This window comes from Albimonas donghaensis (genome assembly GCF_900106695.1).
GTDB classification, from domain to species: Bacteria; Pseudomonadota; Alphaproteobacteria; order Rhodobacterales; family Rhodobacteraceae; genus Albimonas; species Albimonas donghaensis.
Genome location: NZ_FNMZ01000008.1, coordinates 164,886 through 182,535, shown reverse-complemented (window position 1 = coordinate 182,535; position 17,650 = coordinate 164,886). Strand labels below are relative to the sequence as shown.

The 17,650-nt window shown below is 67.7% G+C and carries 19 protein-coding genes and 1 pseudogene; 8 read left to right on the top strand and 12 right to left on the bottom strand.

All coding sequences use genetic code 11. The annotated features are described in order from the left end of the window. The first annotated feature begins 149 nt into the window (after positions 1–149). Entirely contained in the window at positions 150–359 is a 210-nt protein-coding gene (locus tag BLV24_RS17795; protein ID WP_092684307.1) for a hypothetical protein, read from the top strand. 52 nt (positions 360–411) lie between these two features. On the opposite strand, the pseudogene BLV24_RS17790 reads toward BLV24_RS17795, so the two are convergent. The 12 genes and pseudogenes from BLV24_RS17790 to BLV24_RS17735 all read right to left on the bottom strand — a co-directional run bounded on the left by BLV24_RS17790 (position 412) and on the right by BLV24_RS17735 (position 11,046). Continuing rightward, positions 412–1,184: pseudogene (locus tag BLV24_RS17790) on the bottom strand (IS5 family transposase). A gap of 175 nt (positions 1,185–1,359) precedes the next feature. Further along, positions 1,360–1,788: an acyl-CoA thioesterase gene (locus BLV24_RS17785; protein ID WP_176954809.1), complete on the bottom strand. Its 429-nt coding sequence runs from the start codon at positions 1,786–1,788 to the stop codon at positions 1,360–1,362. Positions 1,789–1,793: 5 nt separating this feature from the next. Further along, the gene (locus BLV24_RS17780; protein ID WP_092684303.1) at positions 1,794–3,320 is read right to left on the bottom strand and encodes an acyl-CoA carboxylase subunit beta; all 1,527 of its coding nucleotides are present in this window, start codon (positions 3,318–3,320) and stop codon (positions 1,794–1,796) included. Then, positions 3,317–3,538, bottom strand: a complete 222-nt coding sequence (locus BLV24_RS17775; RefSeq protein ID WP_092684301.1) for an acyl-CoA carboxylase biotin carboxyl carrier protein subunit — start codon at positions 3,536–3,538, stop codon at positions 3,317–3,319. The genes BLV24_RS17780 and BLV24_RS17775 overlap by 4 nt, the downstream gene beginning before the upstream one ends. A 43-nt stretch (positions 3,539–3,581) precedes the next feature. Further along, complete coding sequence (locus BLV24_RS17770) at positions 3,582–4,862, bottom strand: TRAP transporter large permease (protein ID WP_092684299.1); 1,281 nt, start codon at positions 4,860–4,862, stop codon at positions 3,582–3,584. Further along, the gene (locus tag BLV24_RS17765; protein ID WP_092684297.1) at positions 4,862–5,359 is read right to left on the bottom strand and encodes a TRAP transporter small permease; all 498 of its coding nucleotides are present in this window, start codon (positions 5,357–5,359) and stop codon (positions 4,862–4,864) included. The genes BLV24_RS17770 and BLV24_RS17765 overlap by 1 nt, the downstream gene beginning before the upstream one ends. Before the next feature lie 136 nt (positions 5,360–5,495). Beyond that, on the bottom strand, positions 5,496–6,506 hold the full coding sequence (gene dctP, locus BLV24_RS17760) for a TRAP transporter substrate-binding protein DctP (RefSeq protein WP_092684295.1): 1,011 nt from the start codon (positions 6,504–6,506) through the stop codon (positions 5,496–5,498). 170 nt (positions 6,507–6,676) lie between these two features. Beyond that, positions 6,677–7,612 (bottom strand): HpcH/HpaI aldolase/citrate lyase family protein, encoded by a 936-nt coding sequence (locus BLV24_RS17755; protein ID WP_092684293.1) that lies wholly within the window; start codon positions 7,610–7,612, stop codon positions 6,677–6,679. After that, positions 7,609–8,874, bottom strand: a complete 1,266-nt coding sequence (locus tag BLV24_RS17750; RefSeq protein WP_092684291.1) for a CaiB/BaiF CoA transferase family protein — start codon at positions 8,872–8,874, stop codon at positions 7,609–7,611. The genes BLV24_RS17755 and BLV24_RS17750 overlap by 4 nt, the downstream gene beginning before the upstream one ends. Continuing rightward, positions 8,871–9,362, bottom strand: coding sequence for a MaoC family dehydratase (locus BLV24_RS17745; RefSeq protein WP_092684289.1), 492 nt, complete (start codon positions 9,360–9,362; stop codon positions 8,871–8,873). The genes BLV24_RS17750 and BLV24_RS17745 overlap by 4 nt, the downstream gene beginning before the upstream one ends. Before the next feature lie 2 nt (positions 9,363–9,364). Next, entirely contained in the window at positions 9,365–10,531 is a 1,167-nt protein-coding gene (locus tag BLV24_RS17740) for an acyl-CoA dehydrogenase family protein (RefSeq protein WP_092684286.1), read from the bottom strand. After that, positions 10,528–11,046 carry a MaoC family dehydratase gene (locus BLV24_RS17735; RefSeq protein WP_092684284.1) on the bottom strand — a complete coding sequence of 173 codons (519 nt, stop codon included), beginning with the start codon at positions 11,044–11,046 and terminating at the stop codon, positions 10,528–10,530. The genes BLV24_RS17740 and BLV24_RS17735 overlap by 4 nt, the downstream gene beginning before the upstream one ends. A gap of 282 nt (positions 11,047–11,328) precedes the next feature. Between BLV24_RS17735 and BLV24_RS17730 the strand changes: the two genes are divergently transcribed. The 7 genes from BLV24_RS17730 (at position 11,329) to BLV24_RS17705 (ending at position 17,396) form a co-directional block, all read left to right on the top strand. Then, positions 11,329–12,072 (top strand): helix-turn-helix domain-containing protein, encoded by a 744-nt coding sequence (locus tag BLV24_RS17730; RefSeq protein ID WP_092684281.1) that lies wholly within the window; start codon positions 11,329–11,331, stop codon positions 12,070–12,072. A 179-nt stretch (positions 12,073–12,251) separates the two neighbouring features. Further along, complete coding sequence (locus tag BLV24_RS17725; protein WP_092684279.1) at positions 12,252–13,640, top strand: acetyl-CoA carboxylase biotin carboxylase subunit; 1,389 nt, start codon at positions 12,252–12,254, stop codon at positions 13,638–13,640. Between the two features lie 114 nt (positions 13,641–13,754). Next, positions 13,755–14,123 (top strand): RidA family protein, encoded by a 369-nt coding sequence (locus BLV24_RS17720; protein WP_092684277.1) that lies wholly within the window; start codon positions 13,755–13,757, stop codon positions 14,121–14,123. Positions 14,124–14,125: 2 nt separating this feature from the next. Next, complete coding sequence (locus BLV24_RS17715) at positions 14,126–15,580, top strand: aldehyde dehydrogenase family protein (RefSeq protein WP_245710643.1); 1,455 nt, start codon at positions 14,126–14,128, stop codon at positions 15,578–15,580. A gap of 442 nt (positions 15,581–16,022) precedes the next feature. Continuing rightward, on the top strand, positions 16,023–16,217 hold the full coding sequence (locus tag BLV24_RS17710) for a helix-turn-helix transcriptional regulator (protein WP_092684275.1): 195 nt from the start codon (positions 16,023–16,025) through the stop codon (positions 16,215–16,217). A gap of 215 nt (positions 16,218–16,432) precedes the next feature. Further along, the gene (locus tag BLV24_RS22920; RefSeq protein ID WP_281242939.1) at positions 16,433–16,564 is read left to right on the top strand and encodes a hypothetical protein; all 132 of its coding nucleotides are present in this window, start codon (positions 16,433–16,435) and stop codon (positions 16,562–16,564) included. Beyond that, the gene (locus BLV24_RS17705; protein ID WP_176954808.1) at positions 16,548–17,396 is read left to right on the top strand and encodes a helix-turn-helix domain-containing protein; all 849 of its coding nucleotides are present in this window, start codon (positions 16,548–16,550) and stop codon (positions 17,394–17,396) included. Before BLV24_RS22920 ends, BLV24_RS17705 begins: the two co-directional genes overlap by 17 nt. Positions 17,397–17,650: the final 254 nt, after the last annotated feature.

Here is a 17,650-nt window from a genome sequence, read left to right as displayed (position 1 = left end):
CATCGGCCGCATCGCAGACGCCTACACCCCCGCCGAATGCGCCGACTGCTTCAGCGCATGCCGATACGATCCAGACTGGTAGGATTCCGCTCTAGGGCAGTGCGGCCATCCAGCAGGTGACCAGCCCGCGTCTCCAGTCCCTGGATGTGATGACGTCCAACGAAGGCACGGCGCTGGCCTATGTGGAGGCGCGCGCGCGTTCGTCGGGGGAAGTCATCTCGGCCGTCCAGCTGGAGGAGGTGCAGAACACCACCACCCAGTCCACCGGCGGAATCAAGGGCGGCGGCGGCAAGATGGAGTCCACTGAGTTCTCCTACTTCGCCCACTTCGCGGTGGCCGTGTGCGATGGCCCGGTCTAGAACTTCAGCTGTGTCTGGGCCGAAGGCGAACCGCCGGACCTATGGCGCGGACTCATATCTTCGCGATCCAGAAGCGGATGGCTGCGAGCTTGAGGGCGGCGAGGTAATTGTCGGGCCTGCGGTCGTATCGGGTGGCAAGACCGCGGAACTGTTTGATGCGGTTGAAGAAGCGCTCGACGAGGTTGCGCTGACGATAGGCTCAGGGGCTGAAGCTGAAGGCTTGCTTTCGGATCACGCGGGGCGGGATGTTCGCCCAAACGCCGCGGGCCGCCGCGCCCTCGCGGATCGGGTTTGTGTCGTAGGCGCGGTCCGCGATCAGGGTCGCGCCCTCGTCGAGCCCGGCGACGAACGCCGTTCCCACCGGCGCGTCGCCCGCCTGGCCGGGCGTCAGCTTCAAGCGGATGGGGCGGCCCTCGGCATCGACCAGGGCGTGGATCGTCGTGGTCAGCCCCCCGCGGGAATGTCCCATGCAGCCATGCCCGCCGTCGTCCTCGGCGGGACCCCCCTTTTTACCGCGGCCCCGTGCTGGTGGACGCGGACGCAGGAGCTGTCGATCATCACGATGTCGCCGTCATAGGCCTCTGAGATCGCTTCCAGAATGCGGTCCCAGACCCCGGCCGCACGCCATCGGGTGAAGCGGTTGTACAGCGTGGTGCGCGGGCCATAGCGCTCGGGCACGTCGCGCCAGGGCGTCCCGGTGCGGAACCGCCAGAGGATGCCGTTGATCACACGGCGGTCGTCCACCCGCGGCACGCCCCGCGACTTCTGCGGCAGCAGCGGCTGGATGATCGCCCATTCCCGGTCGGTCAGTTCGTGACGGCGCATCGATACCTCCTCCTTTCGGAGGTTGAATCAAAGATGCGAGGTCATGGGAATCCCGTTTATGGGGACGCGTCCTAATGGAAGAGGCATGGACTGTTCGCAGAAGGCGGCAAGGAGAGCGGGCCCGCGGCAACAGGGCATGAGAACCTGCCTCCGCGAGCCTCGGGGCCTCGGGCGCCTATGAGGGCAACAGGGCCTCCAGCGCGGCGCGGGCCTCGACCGAGAACGGCGTCGCGCGGCCCGTGATACGATCGACATTCACGATCACGGCCTGCCCGGTGGCCGTCGCACGCGCTCCGTCGAACACCGCCTGGCCGAGCGTGAGCGACTTCGAACCCAGCTTCAGCAGGCGACACGCCGCCTCCGGCGCGCCGGGGTGGAACAACTCGCCGCGGAAATCCACCTCGAACCGCACCAGCATGAAGGTCCGCTTCGGCCCTCGCGTCAGAGGAGTGCGGGTCGCCAGCAACAGATTGCGAGCGTTTTCCATAAGTTGGATCACGGCGACATTGTTGACATGGCCGTTCATGTCCAGATCGGCGATACGCAGCCGCTCCTCGGTGAAGAGATCGAAGCTGGCCCGGTCGGCGAGATCGAGGCTCTCCATCACGCTCACCATGTCGTCGGCCAGTCGGCGAGCCGGCGTTTGCCGATCCCCCCGCCCGGACGACGCTGGTGCAGCTCGCGCATGCGGATCAGCCAGTCGCGAGTCTCGCGCGGGTCGATCACCGTCTGGGCCATGAAAGCGTCCGCCAGCGCATAGGCCGAGGTGTCGCGGGCCACCTGCGCCTCGAGGTCGGCGTAGGTCTCGGGCGACTGACCAGGCTTGAGCCGATGGATCACGTTCATCGCCGGGCCGCGGCCCATCAGGCTGACCTCGGCGGTGACCCAGGCGGCCATCTCGTCGCAATAGCCGGCGCCCATGTTCAGATGCGCCTGACCGTAGGACTTGCGCATGATCACCGACAGCTTGGGAACGGTCGAGGCCCCCAGCGCCTGAAGGTAGTTCATGATCTTTCCGGGCATCTTCTTCTTCTCGCCCGCCGCGCCGACCATGAAGCCGGGCGTGTCCGCGAAGGTGATCAGCGGGATGTTGAAGCTATCGCAGAGCACGATCAGCGAAATGATCTTGTCGCAGCAATCCGCGTCCAGCGCCCCGGCCTTGTGCATCGGGTTGATGGCGATCACGCCCACCGTCTCGCCGTTCAGCCGCGCCAGCCCGGTGAAGGCGGTGGGCGCGAAATGCTCCTTCAGCGGGAACAGCGTGTCCGCATCGAAGATCACCGACAGGATCCTGCGCACGTCGTAACCGCGCCGGGGGCTCTCGGGCAGGAGCTTGAGCAGGTCCTCCTTGTCGCCGCCCGGCGCGCCGGGCGCCGTGCGCGGCGGCGTCTCTCCGGCATGGGAGGGCATGTAGGACAGGAACCTGCGGATCTCGGCGATCGCCTCCTCATCCGTGTCCACCACCCGGTCTACCAGCCCGGTGACCTTGCTCTGGCTCTCCCAGCCTCCGAAGACCTTCGGGTCCTCCTCCTCTGCCAGAGCCACCGATGTTACATGCTCCGAGGACACCGCGAACACCGCGCCCTTCCGCATCACCACGAAGTCCGACATGGCGGCGTAGAACGAGCCGTCGCCATAGGTCAGTCCCAGCACCGCGGCGGCCCAGGGGGAGGAGCGGTCGCGCCAGAGCTCCGAATGCTCGCCGGCGCGGTGCAGACCCTGCGCTCCCATAATGTCGGGAATGCGGGAGCCGGCGCATTCGTTGAGCAGCACGAGCGGCACGCCGTTCTTCTTCGCGTTGGCCTTGGCGTGGTGGAACTTCTTGTCGCCGATGGCGGAGGTCGAGGCGCCCAGCGTGGTGAAGTCAGCGGCGTGGATCACCGCTTCGCGCCCGTCGATGCGGGCCGCGCCGCTGACATAGCCGTCGGCGGGGGATCGGTCCGCGTCGGCCGGGTGCATGGACCGGGCCAGCAGCCCCCATTCGGCGAAGCTGTCGGGGTCGACCATCAGGGCCACCCGTTCCCGCGCGCTGAGCACGCCGGCCTCGCGGCGCTTCTCGTGGCGGGGCGCGGGCCCCATGGCGAGGGCGGTCTCGCGCCGGGCCGCGAGGTCGGAGATCTGGTCCTCGAAGCTCATGACGCGATCACCATCACGGTCTGGTCGGCGGCGACGGGATCGTCCTTGGCCACCAGGATCTCGACGAGGGTCCCGGAGGCGGGGGACATCACCCCAAGCTCCATCTTCATGGATTCGATCAGCATCAGCTCCTGCCCTTCCTCGACGACGTCGCCCGGGGCTGCGAGCAGCTCCCAGACCGTGCCGGAGACTTCGGAGATCACGGGTGTTCTGGTCATGGTCAGGTCTTTCCTGGAGACGGCGAGAGGGGGATGGCCCCGCTCAGCGCCCGTAGACGAGTTCGGGAAGCCAGAGCGAAATCTCCGGCAGGTAAGTGACGAGCATCAGCAGGACGAGCATCATCAGAAGCAGCGGCGTCACCCCCCGGCTGACGGTGGACAGCGGCGCCTTCGCGACGTTGCTTAGCACGAAGAGGTTCAGCCCCACCGGCGGGGTCAGAAGCGCCATCTCCATGTTGATCACCATCACCACTGCGAAATGCACCGGGTTGATGCCCAGCGGCGCCAGCAGCGGGACCAGGATGGGCAGGGTGATCAGCATGATCGACACGGTTTCGAGGAACATGCCCATGGCGAACAGGATCACGTTGACGATCAGCAGGAACTGCCAGGGCTTCAGGTCGGCATCGGTCATCGCGCGGACAATGTCGGTGGGGATGCCGGAGGCGGTCAGCCACTGCGCCAGCACCAGCGCGGTGGCGATGATGATCACGATCGCCGCCGCGGCGCGCAGCGCGTCCGAGATCTCCCAGATCGCGTCGCGCAGGCGGAAACCCTTGTAGAAGAAGATCGAGATCACCAGCGCGACCATCGCCGCCAGCACCGAGGCCTCGGTCACCGTGGTCAGGCCGCCGTAGATGCCGACCCCGATGATCGCGGGCAGCGACAGTGCCGGCAGCGCGTCGCGCACGATCCGCCATTTCTCGGCGCGGGACTTAGGCTTCTCCCGCGGGAGGTTGTGTCGGCGAGCGTAGACCATGGCGTAGACCACAAAGATCCCCGCCTGCAGCGCGCCGGGCACGACGCCGGCGAGGAACAGCTGCGGGACGCTCTCGTCGGCGATCAGCGCGAACAGGATCATCGACAGCGACGGCGGCACCAGAATCCCCAGCGTGCCCGAGGCCGCGAGAATGCCGAGCGAGAAATCCGCCGGGTAGCCGCGCCGCTGCATCGCCGGGGCGAGGATCGCGCCCATCGCCATGGCGGTGGCCACTGAGGACCCGCAGATCGCCGAGAACAGCGTGCAGCCCGCGACCGCCGCGATGGCGAGCCCGCCGGGCACGCGCCCGACCCCGAGGCTGACGAAGTCGATCAGCGCTTTGGCCACGCCGCCCTTCTCCATGAAGGAGGCGGCCATCATGAAGAAGGGCACCGCCAGCAGGGTCTCGCTTTCCAGACTGTCGAGCATCTTCTGGAAGGCGGAGATCAGCGGCGTGTCGTTGAGCCAGTACATGGTAACGCCGGTGGTCCCGAGCACCAGGAACAGCGGCATGCCGATGGCGAGCAGCACGAAGAACATCGCGCCGAAAAGCTGGATGGGCATCAGGAAACCTCCGCCGGGTGGGAGAGCCGCATCGCGCCGGGATCGTATCGGAAGCTCCAACGCCACAGACGGATCGCGAAACGTGGAGCCAGCAACGCGCCCGAAACGGGGATGGCGCTGTAGTAGACCCAGAGCGGGAAGGCGAGCGTGGTGGGCGAACGCTCGTTCAGCTCCCACGCGTCCAGGGTCAGAAACGTCCCGTGCCACAGCATCAGCAGCCCGAACACCACGCCCACCGAGCAATTGAATATCTCGAGCCGGCGCTGGGCCGCGGCGGACAGCCGGGAAACGAGGAAGTCGGCGCGGATATGACCGTCGACGCGGACCAGCTCCGAGGCGGCGACCAGCATCGCCCACATCAGGCCGTAGACCGCGACCTCCGAAAACCAGATCACCGCGTAGTCGTGAAATAGCCAGGTCGAGACGATCTGGTAGAAATAGGTCAGCAGCGCGAACAGGCCGATGGCGCCGATCAGGCCGCGGATGAATTTCGACATTTGGTCATGTCCCGTGGGGCAAGGGAGGCGGCGGGAGAAGGCGGGCGCCGACCCTGGGCAAGGCCGGCGGCCGGGACCGCGTGCGGGCGGGGAGACGAGGCTCCCGCCCGCACGCGGCTTCCGGCGCGAGCCCGGCTCAGTTCACGGCCGAGATGTCCTTGATCGCCTGCTCGACCAGCGCGGGGTCGATGTTGAGCTGCTCCACCAGGGCGGGCTGCGTCTCCATCAGCATCTCGCGGGAGGCGGCCAGATCGGCCGGAGCCGGGCGGACCACGGTGATGCCGTTGGCCTCGAGCACCGACAGCGCGTCCTCCGACGCGGCGGCGGTCATCGCGCGATAGGCCTCGACGTTCTCCGCCCAGGTATCGAAGATCGCGGCGGCGAGCGCTTCGGGAAGACCCTCAAGCGCGCTTTCCGAGATCATCGGCAGATACTGGTGGAAGAAGGCGTTCTCGGCGACGGTATAGGTGATGCCCGCGTCCCAAAGCTTCGCCGAGGACACCGAGGCCGAGACCGAGTACATCGCGTCGAAATTGCCCTGGCTCAGCGCGAGCGGCACATCCGCCCAGGGGATGAGCACCGGGTCGCCGTCAAAGGCGCGGATCCGGGCCTCGGTGCCGGCGCCGCCGAAGCTGCGCACCCGCTTGCCGGCCAGGTCGGCGGAGCTTTCCACCGGGTACGTCGCGTGCAGGTCCGAGTAGCCGTGGTCGAGCCATTTGCCGATGATGCGGATGTTCAGCTTCTCGGCCAGCGTCTGGCCCAGCACCTCGCCGACGGGCCCGTCGGAGATCTTGTGCATCTCCTCGATCGGGATGCCGTAGAACATCGGCAGCAGGAAGATGTCGTTGTTGGGGTCGAGCCCGCCGAGCACCCAGTTCCCGGGCATGCCGATGTCGAGCGCGCCCTGGCGCAGAGCGCGCGGCACGTCGCGGTCCTTGAACAGCTGGGCGGAGTGGAACAGCTCGATCTCGAGCTTGCCATCCGTGGCCGCCGCCACGTCCTTGACCCACTGTTCGGCGACCTTGGTGCGGTGATGCGAGGGGCCCCCATCGATCGACATCTTGAGCGTGTAGTCGGCCGCAGCCGCCGGGGCGGCGAAAGCAAAGGCGGCGGCGGCCGCGAGCAGTGTCTTGACGGTATTGCGCATGGTCAGAAGTTCCCGGTTGGAGCTTGAGGTGAGAGGAGAAGTCAAAGAGCGGACTCCCGGACGAAGCGCAGGGCCTCGTCCGACGAGAAGGCGCGGCCGGTCTTGCCGCCGGCTGGGTCACGCGAAAGGCTGGGTGGCCTCGGGGGCACGGCGCCGGGGCCAAGCGCGGCTTACATGCCGATCAGGTCGGCCGCGCGCAGGGTGGCGCCGAACATCCGGATAGAGGCGGCGTCGACCAGCGCGCCGTCCACAGCGATCGCCCCGAGCCCATCTTCCTGGGCCTTTTCGTAGGCGGTCGCGAGCTTGCGCATATGCGCCACGACCTCGGCATCCGGCGTGAACACATCCTGCGCCCAGGCGATCTGGTTGGGGTGGATCGCCCATTTCCCGACCATCCCGATGGTCAGCGAGCGCGAGCATTCCTCGCGGAAGCCGGCCTCGTCGCGGAAATCGGCGTAAGGGCCGTCCAGCGCGTCGATGCCCGCAGCGCGGCAGGCCATGGTCATGCGGAATCGAGCGTAGTGCCAGAGGTCCCCCGGATAGGGGCCGACCTTGCCATCGGGCGTGATCAGCGTGCCCATCGAGGCCGAGAAATCGCCCATCCCGAAGACCAGCGCCTCCAGCCGGTCGCAGCTCGACGCGATGGCATCGACATTCTGCAGGCCCTCGACCTCCTCGATCAGCGCTTCCAGCCCGATGCGCTTGTTCAGGCCGAGGCTTTCCTCGAGCTGCCGCAGCATGGTGTCGACATAGAGGATGTCATGCGGGGTCTTCACCTTGGTCAGCATCAGGGTGTCGAGGTTCTCGCCCGCGCCCTTGACCAAGGAGATCACATCCTCGGTGGTGAAGGGGGTATCCAGCGCGTTGATGCGCACGCAGCGGGTCTTCTTCCCCCAGTCGAGCGTGTTGAGCGCGTTCACGATCAGGTCGCGGGCCTCGATCTTTCGGTTGGGGGCGACGGCGTCCTCGAGGTCCAGGAAGACATGATCGGCGGCCGAGGCGGCGGCCTTGGCCATCATCTTCTCTGAGGAGCCGGGCACGGCGAGCTGAACGCGGCGCAGGCGGGCGGGACGCAGGCCGAGGGGATGGGAGGAAGGGGAGGTCATGCGGATGCCTTCTGCTGGGTAGGGACGGCGGCGACGGGACCGAAGGCGCCCGCCGCGCGCAGCGCCTCGATGCGGGCGGGGTCGAGCCCCGTCTCCTGCATCGCGGCCGAGGTGTGTTCTCCGAGCCGGGGCGCACGCTGGCGCACGCCGCCTGGGGTGGCGGCCAGCTTGACCGGCGTGCCGGCCAGGGTGACTGTCCGGTCCGTGCCCGGCTGGGGCAGATCCACCAGCATCTCGCGGGCCCGGAAGTGCGGATCGACGAAGATCTCGGCCGTGTTGTAGACAGGACCGAAGGGCACATGGCCGCCCAGGATCTCCATCATCTCGGCCTTGGTTTTCGTCGCGGTGAAGGCCGAGATCGCCTCGATCAGCGCGTCTCGATGCTCGAACCGGCCCTCAACGCTGCCGAAACGGGGATCGGCGGCCAGCGCCTCCAGCCCGCAGAGCCGGCACATCAGCGCGAACATGCGGTCGTCATAGGCGGTGATGGTGCAGGCGCCGTCGGCGGTGGGGAAGGTTCCGAACGGGCACAGGAAGGGCTGGTGATTGCCCTCCGGCCCCGCGACCATGCCCGAATAGGCGTGCTGGTGGATCGAGCGCTCGCAGAGCGCGAGGATCGAATCCGCCATCGAGATATCGACGAACTGGCCTTCTCCGCTGTTGCGGGCGTGGTGCACGGCGCACATGATCCCGAAGGCGCAATGCATGGCCGGCAGGATGTCGCCGATGCCGGGCCCGACCTTGGTCGGCGCGCCCCCGCGCTCGCCAGTGATCGCCATCACCCCGCCGAAGGCCTGGGCGACCACGTCGTAGGCGGGCCAGTCCGCATAGGGGCTGGGCAGGGTGCGGGCGTCGCCGAAACCGCGGATCGCCGCGTAGACGAGACGGGGGTTGCGGGCGTGCAGCGCCTCCCACCCCAGGCCGAACCGCTCCATGACCCCGGCGCGGTAGTTCTCGACGATCACGTCGGCGTCGTCGATCAGGGCCAGCAGCGCCTCGCGCCCCGCGTCGGTCTTGAGATCGACAGTCACCGAGCGCTTGTTGCGGTTGACCGAGTGGAAATAGCCCGCGAAGGCTTTCTCCTCATCGCCCTCCAGGAACGGCCCGAAGGTGCGGGTGACGTCCCCCGACGGCGGCTCGACCTTCAGCACGTCCGCGCCCTGGTCAGCAAGCATCATGGTGCAGAAGGGGCCGGCCAGGAAATGGGTCATGTCCACGACCTTGAGGTCGCGCAGCGCGCCCGTGGGAACCGCCCCGGTCATGCCTCGGCTCCAAGACGGCGACGGATCAGGCAGCGGCGCACCATCTCGCACACCACCACGTCGTCCTGGTTCACGCCCCAATGACGGAAAGAGACGACGCCCGCGTCCGCGCGGTCGGCCTCGGCGGTCTCCAGCACCTCGGAGAAAGCGTAGATCGTGTCGCCGTGATAGACCGGCGACTTGAGCCGCAGCCCGGTGATCTCCAGGTCGGCCAGCGCCTTTTCCGAGCAGTCCTGGCTCGACAGCCCCACCACCAGCGAGGCGGTGACGCCGCCATAGACCACCCGCCTGCCGGAGGGCGTGTCCTTCATCAGGGCCTTGTCGAAATGCACCGCCGCGGTGTTCAGCGTCATGTTGGTGATGAGCACGTTTTCCAACGGCTCGATGGTCTTGCCGCGGGCGTGGCGCATCAGGGCGCCGGGGGCGAAGTCCTCGAAATAGCCCCGCGGGCCGGTCAGCGCGGGGATGGAGGCTGCGTCAGGCGCCATGCTCAGCCCCTCCCCAGGATGCTGTCGGAGATGACCCGAAGCTGGATTTCGGACGTGCCCTCAAACAGTTTGGTCAGACGCGCGTCGCGCCAGTGCCGCTCCACGTCATGCAGCTTGGTGTAGCCGGCGCCGCCATGGATCTGGAGCGCGTCCGAGGCCACCCGCTCGGACATCTCCGTGCAGAAGTACTTGGCCATCGCCGCCTCGCGGTCGCAGCGCGTGCCGGTGTCGATCTTGTCGGCCACGTCGTAGACCAGCGCGCGGCCCGCCTCGATATCGCTGGCCATGCGGGCGATCTTGAAACGGGTCTCTTGAAAGGCCGAGATCGGGTTGCCGAACTGCACCCGTTCCTGGCTGTAGGCGACGGCGTCCTCCAGCGCGCCCCGGGCGACGCCGACCGAGCGCGCACCGGTCTGAGCGCGGGCGCATTCGAGCCCCTGGGTCGCGTAGTAGAAGCCCTGCCCCTCCTCGCCGATCATCTGGTCGGCGCCGACCACGAATTCGTCGAAGGCGAGCTCGTAGGTTTTCATCCCGAAGTAGCCGATCTTGGGGATTGGGGCTCCGGAGATGCCCTCGGGGAATTCGCCGCGGGGCTTCTCGATCATGAACATCGACAAGCCCCGGTGCCGCTTGCCTTCGGGCGCCGGAGAGGTGCGGGCGACCACGATCAGGAAATCGGCCTCCCTGGCGAAGGTGCACCAGTACTTGTTTCCAGTGATCCGGTAGCTGTCGCCGTCCTTCACCGCCCGAGTCTTCAGACCCGCCACGTCGGAACCTGCATCGGGTTCGGACATGGCGAAGGCGCCGACCATCTCGCCGGTCGCCATCCTGGGCAGGTAGCGGCGGCGCATCTCCTCGCTCATCGCCTGGGCGCCGATCAGCAGGTTGCCGCGCACGATGATCGAGCCCACCGACATCCAGGCCCGCGACAGCTCCTCGGAGACGAGACAGTATTCGTAGCAGCCCAGCCCGAGGCCACCGTACTCCTCCGGGATAAGCAGTCCGAAATAGCCCATCTCGGCAAGCTTCTCGCGCATCGCCATCGGAATGTCGGCCTGGGCGTTATCCAGCGCGCGGACCTGGGGCAGGATCTCGCGGCGCACGAATTCGCGGGCGTGATCGCGGATCGCGGCGCGGTCCGGGGTAAGGCCGGTGGCGTGAACGGTCATGCCGGAACTCCTTGGGCGGCGGTGTCTTGGGTGCGGGGCGCGCGAGGGACCAGATTGGTGCGCTTGAACGACACCACGCGCTCGCCGCGCTGGTTGAAGCCTTCGGTAAGCCAGGTGACGATGCCCATCTCGGGGTTCGAGCGGCTGTCGCGCAGGCCGATCACCTCGGAGCGGGCGGTAAGGGTGTCTTCGGGATAGACCGGGCGCTCGAACGCCATGTCGTCAATGCCGAGGAAGGCGCCTCCGACTTCGGACAGATCCTCCACCGAAAGGCCTTGAACCGTCGCGAAGACCAAGGTCGAGGGCAGCGGCGCGTCGGGATGGCCGTCGGCCGCCGCGGCTTCCCGGTTGAAGTGCAGCGGATTGAAGTTGAGCGTCAGGGCCGCGAACAGCGTGGCCTCGGAGGCGCGGATCGTGCGGCCCCAGTGATGGTCGAAGCTCCGGCCAAGCGCATGCGCTTCGAACCAGTTCCCTTTCGGGATCAGCGGAGCATCGGAAAGCGGGGGGGGAAGCATGCGCGGCAGGTTCCGTCAGCAAGGAAAAGAGGGCGGCGCTTGACGCCGGCCGCACGCCGGGCGGGAAGAGGCGGACGGGCTTCGGCGGGCTCAATCAGTTCGATCTGATCAAATCCGGTGCCTTGAAGTTTCGTCACGGAATAAGTTCTGTCAAGCCAATTTTTGCTCACATCAAAACTTGACGCCTCTAATTTCACCACACTAATGTCGGCGTGATCTCGCCGAGCCCCGCCCCGTCCGGCGAGGCCCGAGGAGAGCCGCTGAAGCCTAGGGTGGAAAAGAATGTCATTGAAAAAAAACGAGAAGGACGCAGAGGGAGTTGGCGCCTCGTCTCCGCGCAAGAGCACAACGAGCGCCAAGGCGCCCGGACCGGCCGGCCCGAAGAAGGCCAGGGAGGCGGCTCGGACAGCGGATTCCGGGGGCGAGCCGGAGGCCTATGCCGACGCTGATGCGAAAGTGGGCGCCGTGGTGCGCTTCGAGCGCCAACGTCGCGGGTGGTCTCTGGGCGTGCTGGCGGAACAGGCGATGATCTCGGTGCCCATGCTCAGCCAGATCGAGCGGGGGCAGGCGACGCCCTCCTTGCGCACGCTGCGCCTTCTGGCCGGCGCGCTGGAGGTGCCGATCACCGAGTTCTTCCGAGACGATGCGCAGGAGGAGGGTGCGAATCCCTATATCGTGCGCGCCGATCAGCGCCGGCGCCTCACGCTCAAGCCCACAGGCATAGACAAGCAGTTCCTCATGCCCCCAGGCGCGAGCCTGCTGGAGATGTGGGAGTTCGTGTTCGCCCCCGGCGGCACCTCCGGCGGGGCGCTCTACAACCACCAGGGCGAGAAGGCCGGGGTGGTGATCAAGGGACGTATCAAGCTGTTGATCGGAGACGACGTCTACGAGCTTTCCGAAGGAGACAGCTTCCGATTCTCATCGATGCTTCGGCATCGGGTCGACAACGAAACCGACGAGGAGGCCCGGGTGCTCTGGGTTCTCACGCCGCCCGCCTCTGGCGGACGCGCGCCCTCGCGCCAGTAGCGCGGGGTAGCTTTTCGATACCGCGACGCGGCGCCGGGCGCCGCTTCCGCCTCCTTTCCTCCCGCCGCCTGCGCCCTGTGGGCGGCGAACGGAGACCTGCGCGCTGCACCCGCAAGCGCTCTGCGCGGCGGCCGTGCGCTCGGTCTTCCCCCCGCGCCCATTTCAAGGAGCTCTCCCGCATGAAGAAAGTGCTGGTCGCCAATCGCGGCGAAATCGCCCGCCGCGTGATCCGGGCCTGCCGCGAGGCCGGGCTGGCCACGGTCGCGATCGCGTCCGAGGCCGATGCCGGGTCGTTGCATGCGCGGGATGCGGACGAATGCGTGATCGTCGGCCCCGCGCCGGCCCGCGCCAGCTACCTTCGCGTCGACGCGATCCTCGAGGCAGCGGCGCGGTCCGGCGCCGACGCGGTGCACCCGGGCTACGGCTTCCTGTCCGAAAGCGCCGAGTTCGCCGCCGCCGTGCAGGCGGCGGGGCTAACCTGGATCGGCCCGGCTCCCGCCACCATCGCGCGCATGGGCGACAAGCAGCGCGCCCGCGAGGCCGCTGCCGCCGCCGGCGTCCCCGTCGCACCCGGCAGCCCGCGGTTCGCCGAAGACGCCCCCGAGGACCAGGTCCGCGCCGCCGCAGCAGCCGTGGGCTACCCGCTGCTGATCAAGGCCGCTTCCGGCGGCGGCGGCATAGGCATGCGACGGGTGGACCGGCCCGAGCGGCTGGCCGCGGTGCTCGCCTCCGCCCGCGCCACCGCCGGCAAGGCCTTCGGCGACGCCACCGTTTATCTTGAGAAATTCGTCCCCGACGCCCGCCATGTCGAAGTGCAGGTCTTCGGCTGGGGCGCCGCCGGCGCGCAGGCCTTCGGCGAACGCGACTGCTCTCTGCAGCGGCGGTTCCAGAAGGTGGTCGAGGAAGCGCCGGCCCCCGGCCTCTCCGACACCACGCGCGCGGCGATGGCCGACGCTGCGGTCGCCCTGTGCAGGGCGGTGGACTACGAGGGCGCGGGGACGGTGGAATACGTCTACGACGCCGCCACCTCCGCGTTCTTCTTCCTCGAGATGAACACCCGCATCCAGGTCGAGCATCCGGTGACCGAGATGGCCGCAGGCGTGGATCTGGTGCGCATGCAACTCGACTACGCGGCCGGGCGCTCGCCAGCGCCGGGGCCCCAGGCGATGCTGACCGGCCATGCGATCGAATGCCGGCTCTACGCCGAGGACCCGGCCAAGGGCTTCCTGCCCTCTCCCGGCAAGCTGAGCCGCTTCCGCACCCTAGCCCCGGGCCCGGATCTCCGCATCGAGACCGCCTATGCCGAGGGTGACGAGATCACCCCCTACTACGACCCGATGATCGCCAAGATCATCCTGCGCGGCGCCGATCGCGACGCCGCGCGCCGCGCCGCGCTGGCCACCCTGCGCGCGGTCGAAATCGAGGGGGTCGCTACCAATCTGCGTTTTCTGATCGCCTGCCTCGAGGACCCCGACATCATCGCGGGCCGCCTCGACACCGGCCTCCTGGAACGCCGCCGCACGGCACTGGTCGCTGCGGCCGCGTCATTGGACGTCGCGATCGCCTGATCCCGTCCAACCTCGCCTGCATCCCGCGCAGCGCCGAACTGACCCGAGCGGGCCGGACCTTTCCGGGCCGAACGATCCCTTCTTGTCCAAGCTCCGAACAAAGGCCTCCCAAGCATGACCACCACGATCCAGTCGACCGTCGAGCGCATCGGCGTCGGCCCCCGCATGACCCAGATCTCGATCCACAACGGCACGGTCTACCTCGCCGGCCAGGTGGCCAAGGCCAATCCCGGCGCCTCCGCCAAAGCGCAGACCGAAGAGATCCTCGCCGCCATCGACGCCCGCCTCGCCGAGGCCGGAACTTCGAAGGCCAACCTGCTGATGGTTCAGATCATTCTGACCGACATGAAGCATTTCGACGGCATGAACGAAGCTTGGGACGCCTGGCTGCCCGAGGGCTGCGCGCCGGGCCGGGCCTGCTATACCGGCGACCTGAACCGCGCCGGGCTGGACGTCGAGTTCATCGTCACCGCGGCGCGCTGAGCGTGAGCGGTTGCACATCTTCGCCCCATCTGGGCGAAAGCTTCATCGACGGGCGCTGGATCGCGCCCGTCACCCCCGCGCCCTTCGAGGCGCTCAACCCGGCGACCGGTCGGCCCTACGCCCGGTTCGACCTGGCCGGCGCCGCCGAAGCCGATGCCGCCGCCCGGGCCGCCGCCGCCGCCTTCCCCGCCTGGTCCGCCACCACACGCCAGGACCGGATCGACGCCCTGACCCGCGTCGCCACGATCTACAAGCGGCGGATGGAGGAGATGGCCGCCGCGATCTCCACCGAGATGGGCGCCCCTGCCCGCCTCGCCCTACGCGCCCAGGCCGGCGCCGGTTATGGCCACCTGAAAGAGGCGATCCGCGTTCTCGAGGACTATATGTTCGAAGAGACCATGGGCACGGCGCTGGTCACCCATGAGCCGCTCGGCGTATGCGCGCTGATCACGCCGTGGAACTGGCCGATGAACCAGATCGCCTGCAAGGTCGCCCCGGCGCTGGCGGCGGGCTGCACGATGATCCTGAAGCCCTCGGAGCTGGCGCCGCTGTCGGCCCTGCTCTTCGCCGAGATCCTCGAGGAGGCGGAGCTTCCCGCAGGCGTGTTCAACCTCGTGATCGGGGAGGGGCGCACCGCGGGCGCGACGCTCAGCGCGCATCCTGACGTGGACATGGTCTCCTTCACCGGGTCGAACCGGGGCGGGGTGGCCGTGGCGTTGGCGGCGGCGCCCTCGGTCAAGCGCGTGCATCAGGAGCTGGGGGGCAAGTCGGCGAACGTGCTGCTTCCCGATGTCGACTTCGACAGGGCCGTGCCCGCGGCGGTGCGCGCCTGCATGGCCAATTCCGGTCAGAGCTGCGACGCGCCGACCCGGTTGCTTGTCCCCGCGGACCGGTTGGCCGATGTGGAGGCCCTGGCCGCCGGGGCCGCCGAGTCCCTCAAGGTCGGCCCGCCGGATGCGGAGGGCGTGTTCCTCGGACCGCTGGCCAATCGCGCGCAGTTCGACCGGGTGCGGATGATGATCCGTGAGGCGGCCGAGGGCGGGGCGCGTCTGCTTTGCGGCGGGCCGGACCGCCCCTCGGACCTGCCCGGATCGGCGGCGGAGGGGTTCTACATTCGCCCCACCGTGTTCTCGGGGGTCACGCCCGACATGGCTTTGGCCCGCGAGGAGGTCTTCGGCCCGGTGCTCGCGATTCTTGCCTATGGCGACGAGGCGGACGCCCTGCGGTTGGTTCATGCCACGCGCTACGGGTTGTCGGGCTATGTCTCCTCGGCGGATTCGTCGCGCGCGCTCGCGTTCGCCCGGCGGATGCGGACCGGCATGGTGCACATCAACGGCGCGGCGTCTGATTTCGCTGCGCCGTTCGGAGGCTGGGGCGCGTCGGGCAATGGCGAGGAATGGGGGCGACGCGGGCTCGAAGCCTATCTCATCCCGCGCAGCCTGTTCGGCGCGACCTGAGCGACGGCGCGGGGGACTGGCTTCGACGGTCCCCCGCACGATCGAACGACGGGTTTTCCGTTCGGATGCCGCGTCGTCTCGATATCAACTTGATCGTCTCATGCGCACGGCACGCAGGTGGAGCGGAGCTACAACCGCACCGACCACCTCGAGCATCGGCGCGCCTTGCTCGGCCGTTGGGCGGAGTTCGTGGCCGGGCCGCCGGCGAAGGTCGTCGCGCTGGCGAGTTGACGCCGAAGTTTCAATTCCCCGTCGACACCGCCAACGGGCGCCGCAGGGCGAAAGACGCGCTCGGCTCCAAATGTTGCGTGCCGGCTTGCGTCGGAACACAACATCCGGCAATCTCTCTGAAGAGCCGACGCAGGAAGCGCCCTCTGATCTCCAAATCGTATTGGGGGTTTGCGCTTTCTTGAGCGCAGGTCCCCGATCAGCAGGGACCAGCATGGCGCATATTGACCGCATCCTCCGTCGTCGCGAGGTTGAGACTCTCATCAGCCTCAGCCGCTCCACCATCTACATGATGATCGCCGACGGCAGCTTTCCCCGCCCCATCCGGCTGGGCAAGCGCGCCGTCGGTTGGCGCGAGAGCATCGTTCTCGCCTGGCTCGAGAGCCGCAAGTCCTCCCAGGCGGAATAGGGTGACGACCTTGTGTGGCCTGGGCGCGCCGAGATACGCGCCCGAGGCATGCTTCCCGGTGGCAGACGCCGACTGCCGCTGGAGAACGCCCGGGTGGCGTCCCGCACAGGGTTCTTGATCGTCGACTCCCGGCAGCTGGCCCGCTTCGGCCAGCGAGGCGCGCGGACGCTGCGAGCCAGCCTCGGGACCAACGTCATCTTGGATGACTGGACAGCATGACCAACAATGATGACCTGAGCCGCGCCCGCGGCGAGCGCCCCCCGCCGCTCTGGGTGGATGCGTTCACACGCAACACCCAAGGTCTCTTCGCCGACGAGATCGGAGCCTGGAATGAACGTTCGGATTAGCGAAGCAGTGTGGACCCTGGTCAGACCGAGGGTTTCGGGAGGCGAGCTACTCGTCCTCCTGGCGCTTGCGGATATGGCCGGAGGCGACGGTTGGTGCTGGCCAAGCATGGCGACGCTGGCCGTCAGAGCCCGCCTCAGCGAGCGTCAAGCGCGCACACACGTTCGCGGGCTGGAGAAAAAGGGCCTGATCGAATGCCCGTCGACCAAGGGCGGGAAGTCCGTATCCAACCGCTACCGTCTTACAATCGGAGGGACTGAAACACGGAAGCCGACTTCCAAAAATTACGGCCGTTCAAACCTGGGAACCCGGAAGATTACTACCGAGTATGGGCTCGCTCCAAAGGCGGAAGTTAGCGACGCTAAAGGCGGAAACCCACTTCCGAGGAACCGTAAAGAACCATCTAGAGGAGAAGGTGGTAACTACCATGACGTCGTCCACCACCACCACCAATGCTCACGCGCTCAAGGCGAGCTGGTTGGCGATGGTAGCGCGGGCGCGCGCGAGGCCGGCGTGGACCCCACCGCGATCTACTACCAAATCCGAGACGCCGCCGGCGTGCCGAACGAGACCGACCCTGCCCGGCAAGCCAGCCTCGGCATGGCATTCGCCAGTTTCCATCTGGCCACTCGTCTGATGTCATGGCGCAGCCTTGGGCTTTCGGATGACGTTATCGTGGAATGCATCGCCTTGGTCACGGCCAGCCGCAGAGGGAAGCCGCCCGCATCCCCGTCGTATTTCAACGAGCCGCTGCGCCGCCTCGCCGGCGAGCGGGAAGCCGCGGCCACCCCCCTCGCCCCTATCGCCCCCAGGGCAGGATTCACCTCTGATTAAGCACCGCCCCCGCCACCCCTACGCGGCTAAACGAGCCCAGGAGCGGGGCGTCAGCCGAGTTGACGGTCGATTTTCAGCAGTCAAAGCTTTCGAGGGCGGCGATGGAGGTGGCTTACCGATGGAGGGCTCTGGTCCGCGTGCTCCCAGGGATTTCTGAGAAGATCGGCGGCTGTCTGGACGCGTTCGCTTTGGCTCAATGGGGCGATTGGGCGCCGGATGATCGGGTCGACGAAATGATCCACGTCGAGGCTGTC

Coding starts and splice junctions, on each gene's coding strand:
- BLV24_RS17795 (WP_092684307.1), top strand. CDS start 150: ATGACGTCCAACGAAGGCACGGCGCTGGCCTATGTGGAGGCGCGCGCG.
- BLV24_RS17785 (WP_176954809.1), bottom strand. CDS start 1,788: ATGGAGAGCCTCGATCTCGCCGACCGGGCCAGCTTCGATCTCTTCACC.
- BLV24_RS17780 (WP_092684303.1), bottom strand. CDS start 3,320: ATGAGCTTCGAGGACCAGATCTCCGACCTCGCGGCCCGGCGCGAGACC.
- BLV24_RS17775 (WP_092684301.1), bottom strand. CDS start 3,538: ATGACCAGAACACCCGTGATCTCCGAAGTCTCCGGCACGGTCTGGGAG.
- BLV24_RS17770 (WP_092684299.1), bottom strand. CDS start 4,862: ATGCCCATCCAGCTTTTCGGCGCGATGTTCTTCGTGCTGCTCGCCATC.
- BLV24_RS17765 (WP_092684297.1), bottom strand. CDS start 5,359: ATGTCGAAATTCATCCGCGGCCTGATCGGCGCCATCGGCCTGTTCGCG.
- dctP (WP_092684295.1), bottom strand. CDS start 6,506: ATGCGCAATACCGTCAAGACACTGCTCGCGGCCGCCGCCGCCTTTGCT.
- BLV24_RS17755 (WP_092684293.1), bottom strand. CDS start 7,612: ATGACCTCCCCTTCCTCCCATCCCCTCGGCCTGCGTCCCGCCCGCCTG.
- BLV24_RS17750 (WP_092684291.1), bottom strand. CDS start 8,874: ATGACCGGGGCGGTTCCCACGGGCGCGCTGCGCGACCTCAAGGTCGTG.
- BLV24_RS17745 (WP_092684289.1), bottom strand. CDS start 9,362: ATGGCGCCTGACGCAGCCTCCATCCCCGCGCTGACCGGCCCGCGGGGC.
- BLV24_RS17740 (WP_092684286.1), bottom strand. CDS start 10,531: ATGACCGTTCACGCCACCGGCCTTACCCCGGACCGCGCCGCGATCCGC.
- BLV24_RS17735 (WP_092684284.1), bottom strand. CDS start 11,046: ATGCTTCCCCCCCCGCTTTCCGATGCTCCGCTGATCCCGAAAGGGAAC.
- BLV24_RS17730 (WP_092684281.1), top strand. CDS start 11,329: ATGTCATTGAAAAAAAACGAGAAGGACGCAGAGGGAGTTGGCGCCTCG.
- BLV24_RS17725 (WP_092684279.1), top strand. CDS start 12,252: ATGAAGAAAGTGCTGGTCGCCAATCGCGGCGAAATCGCCCGCCGCGTG.
- BLV24_RS17720 (WP_092684277.1), top strand. CDS start 13,755: ATGACCACCACGATCCAGTCGACCGTCGAGCGCATCGGCGTCGGCCCC.
- BLV24_RS17710 (WP_092684275.1), top strand. CDS start 16,023: ATGGCGCATATTGACCGCATCCTCCGTCGTCGCGAGGTTGAGACTCTC.
- BLV24_RS22920 (WP_281242939.1), top strand. CDS start 16,433: ATGACCAACAATGATGACCTGAGCCGCGCCCGCGGCGAGCGCCCCCCG.
- BLV24_RS17705 (WP_176954808.1), top strand. CDS start 16,548: ATGAACGTTCGGATTAGCGAAGCAGTGTGGACCCTGGTCAGACCGAGG.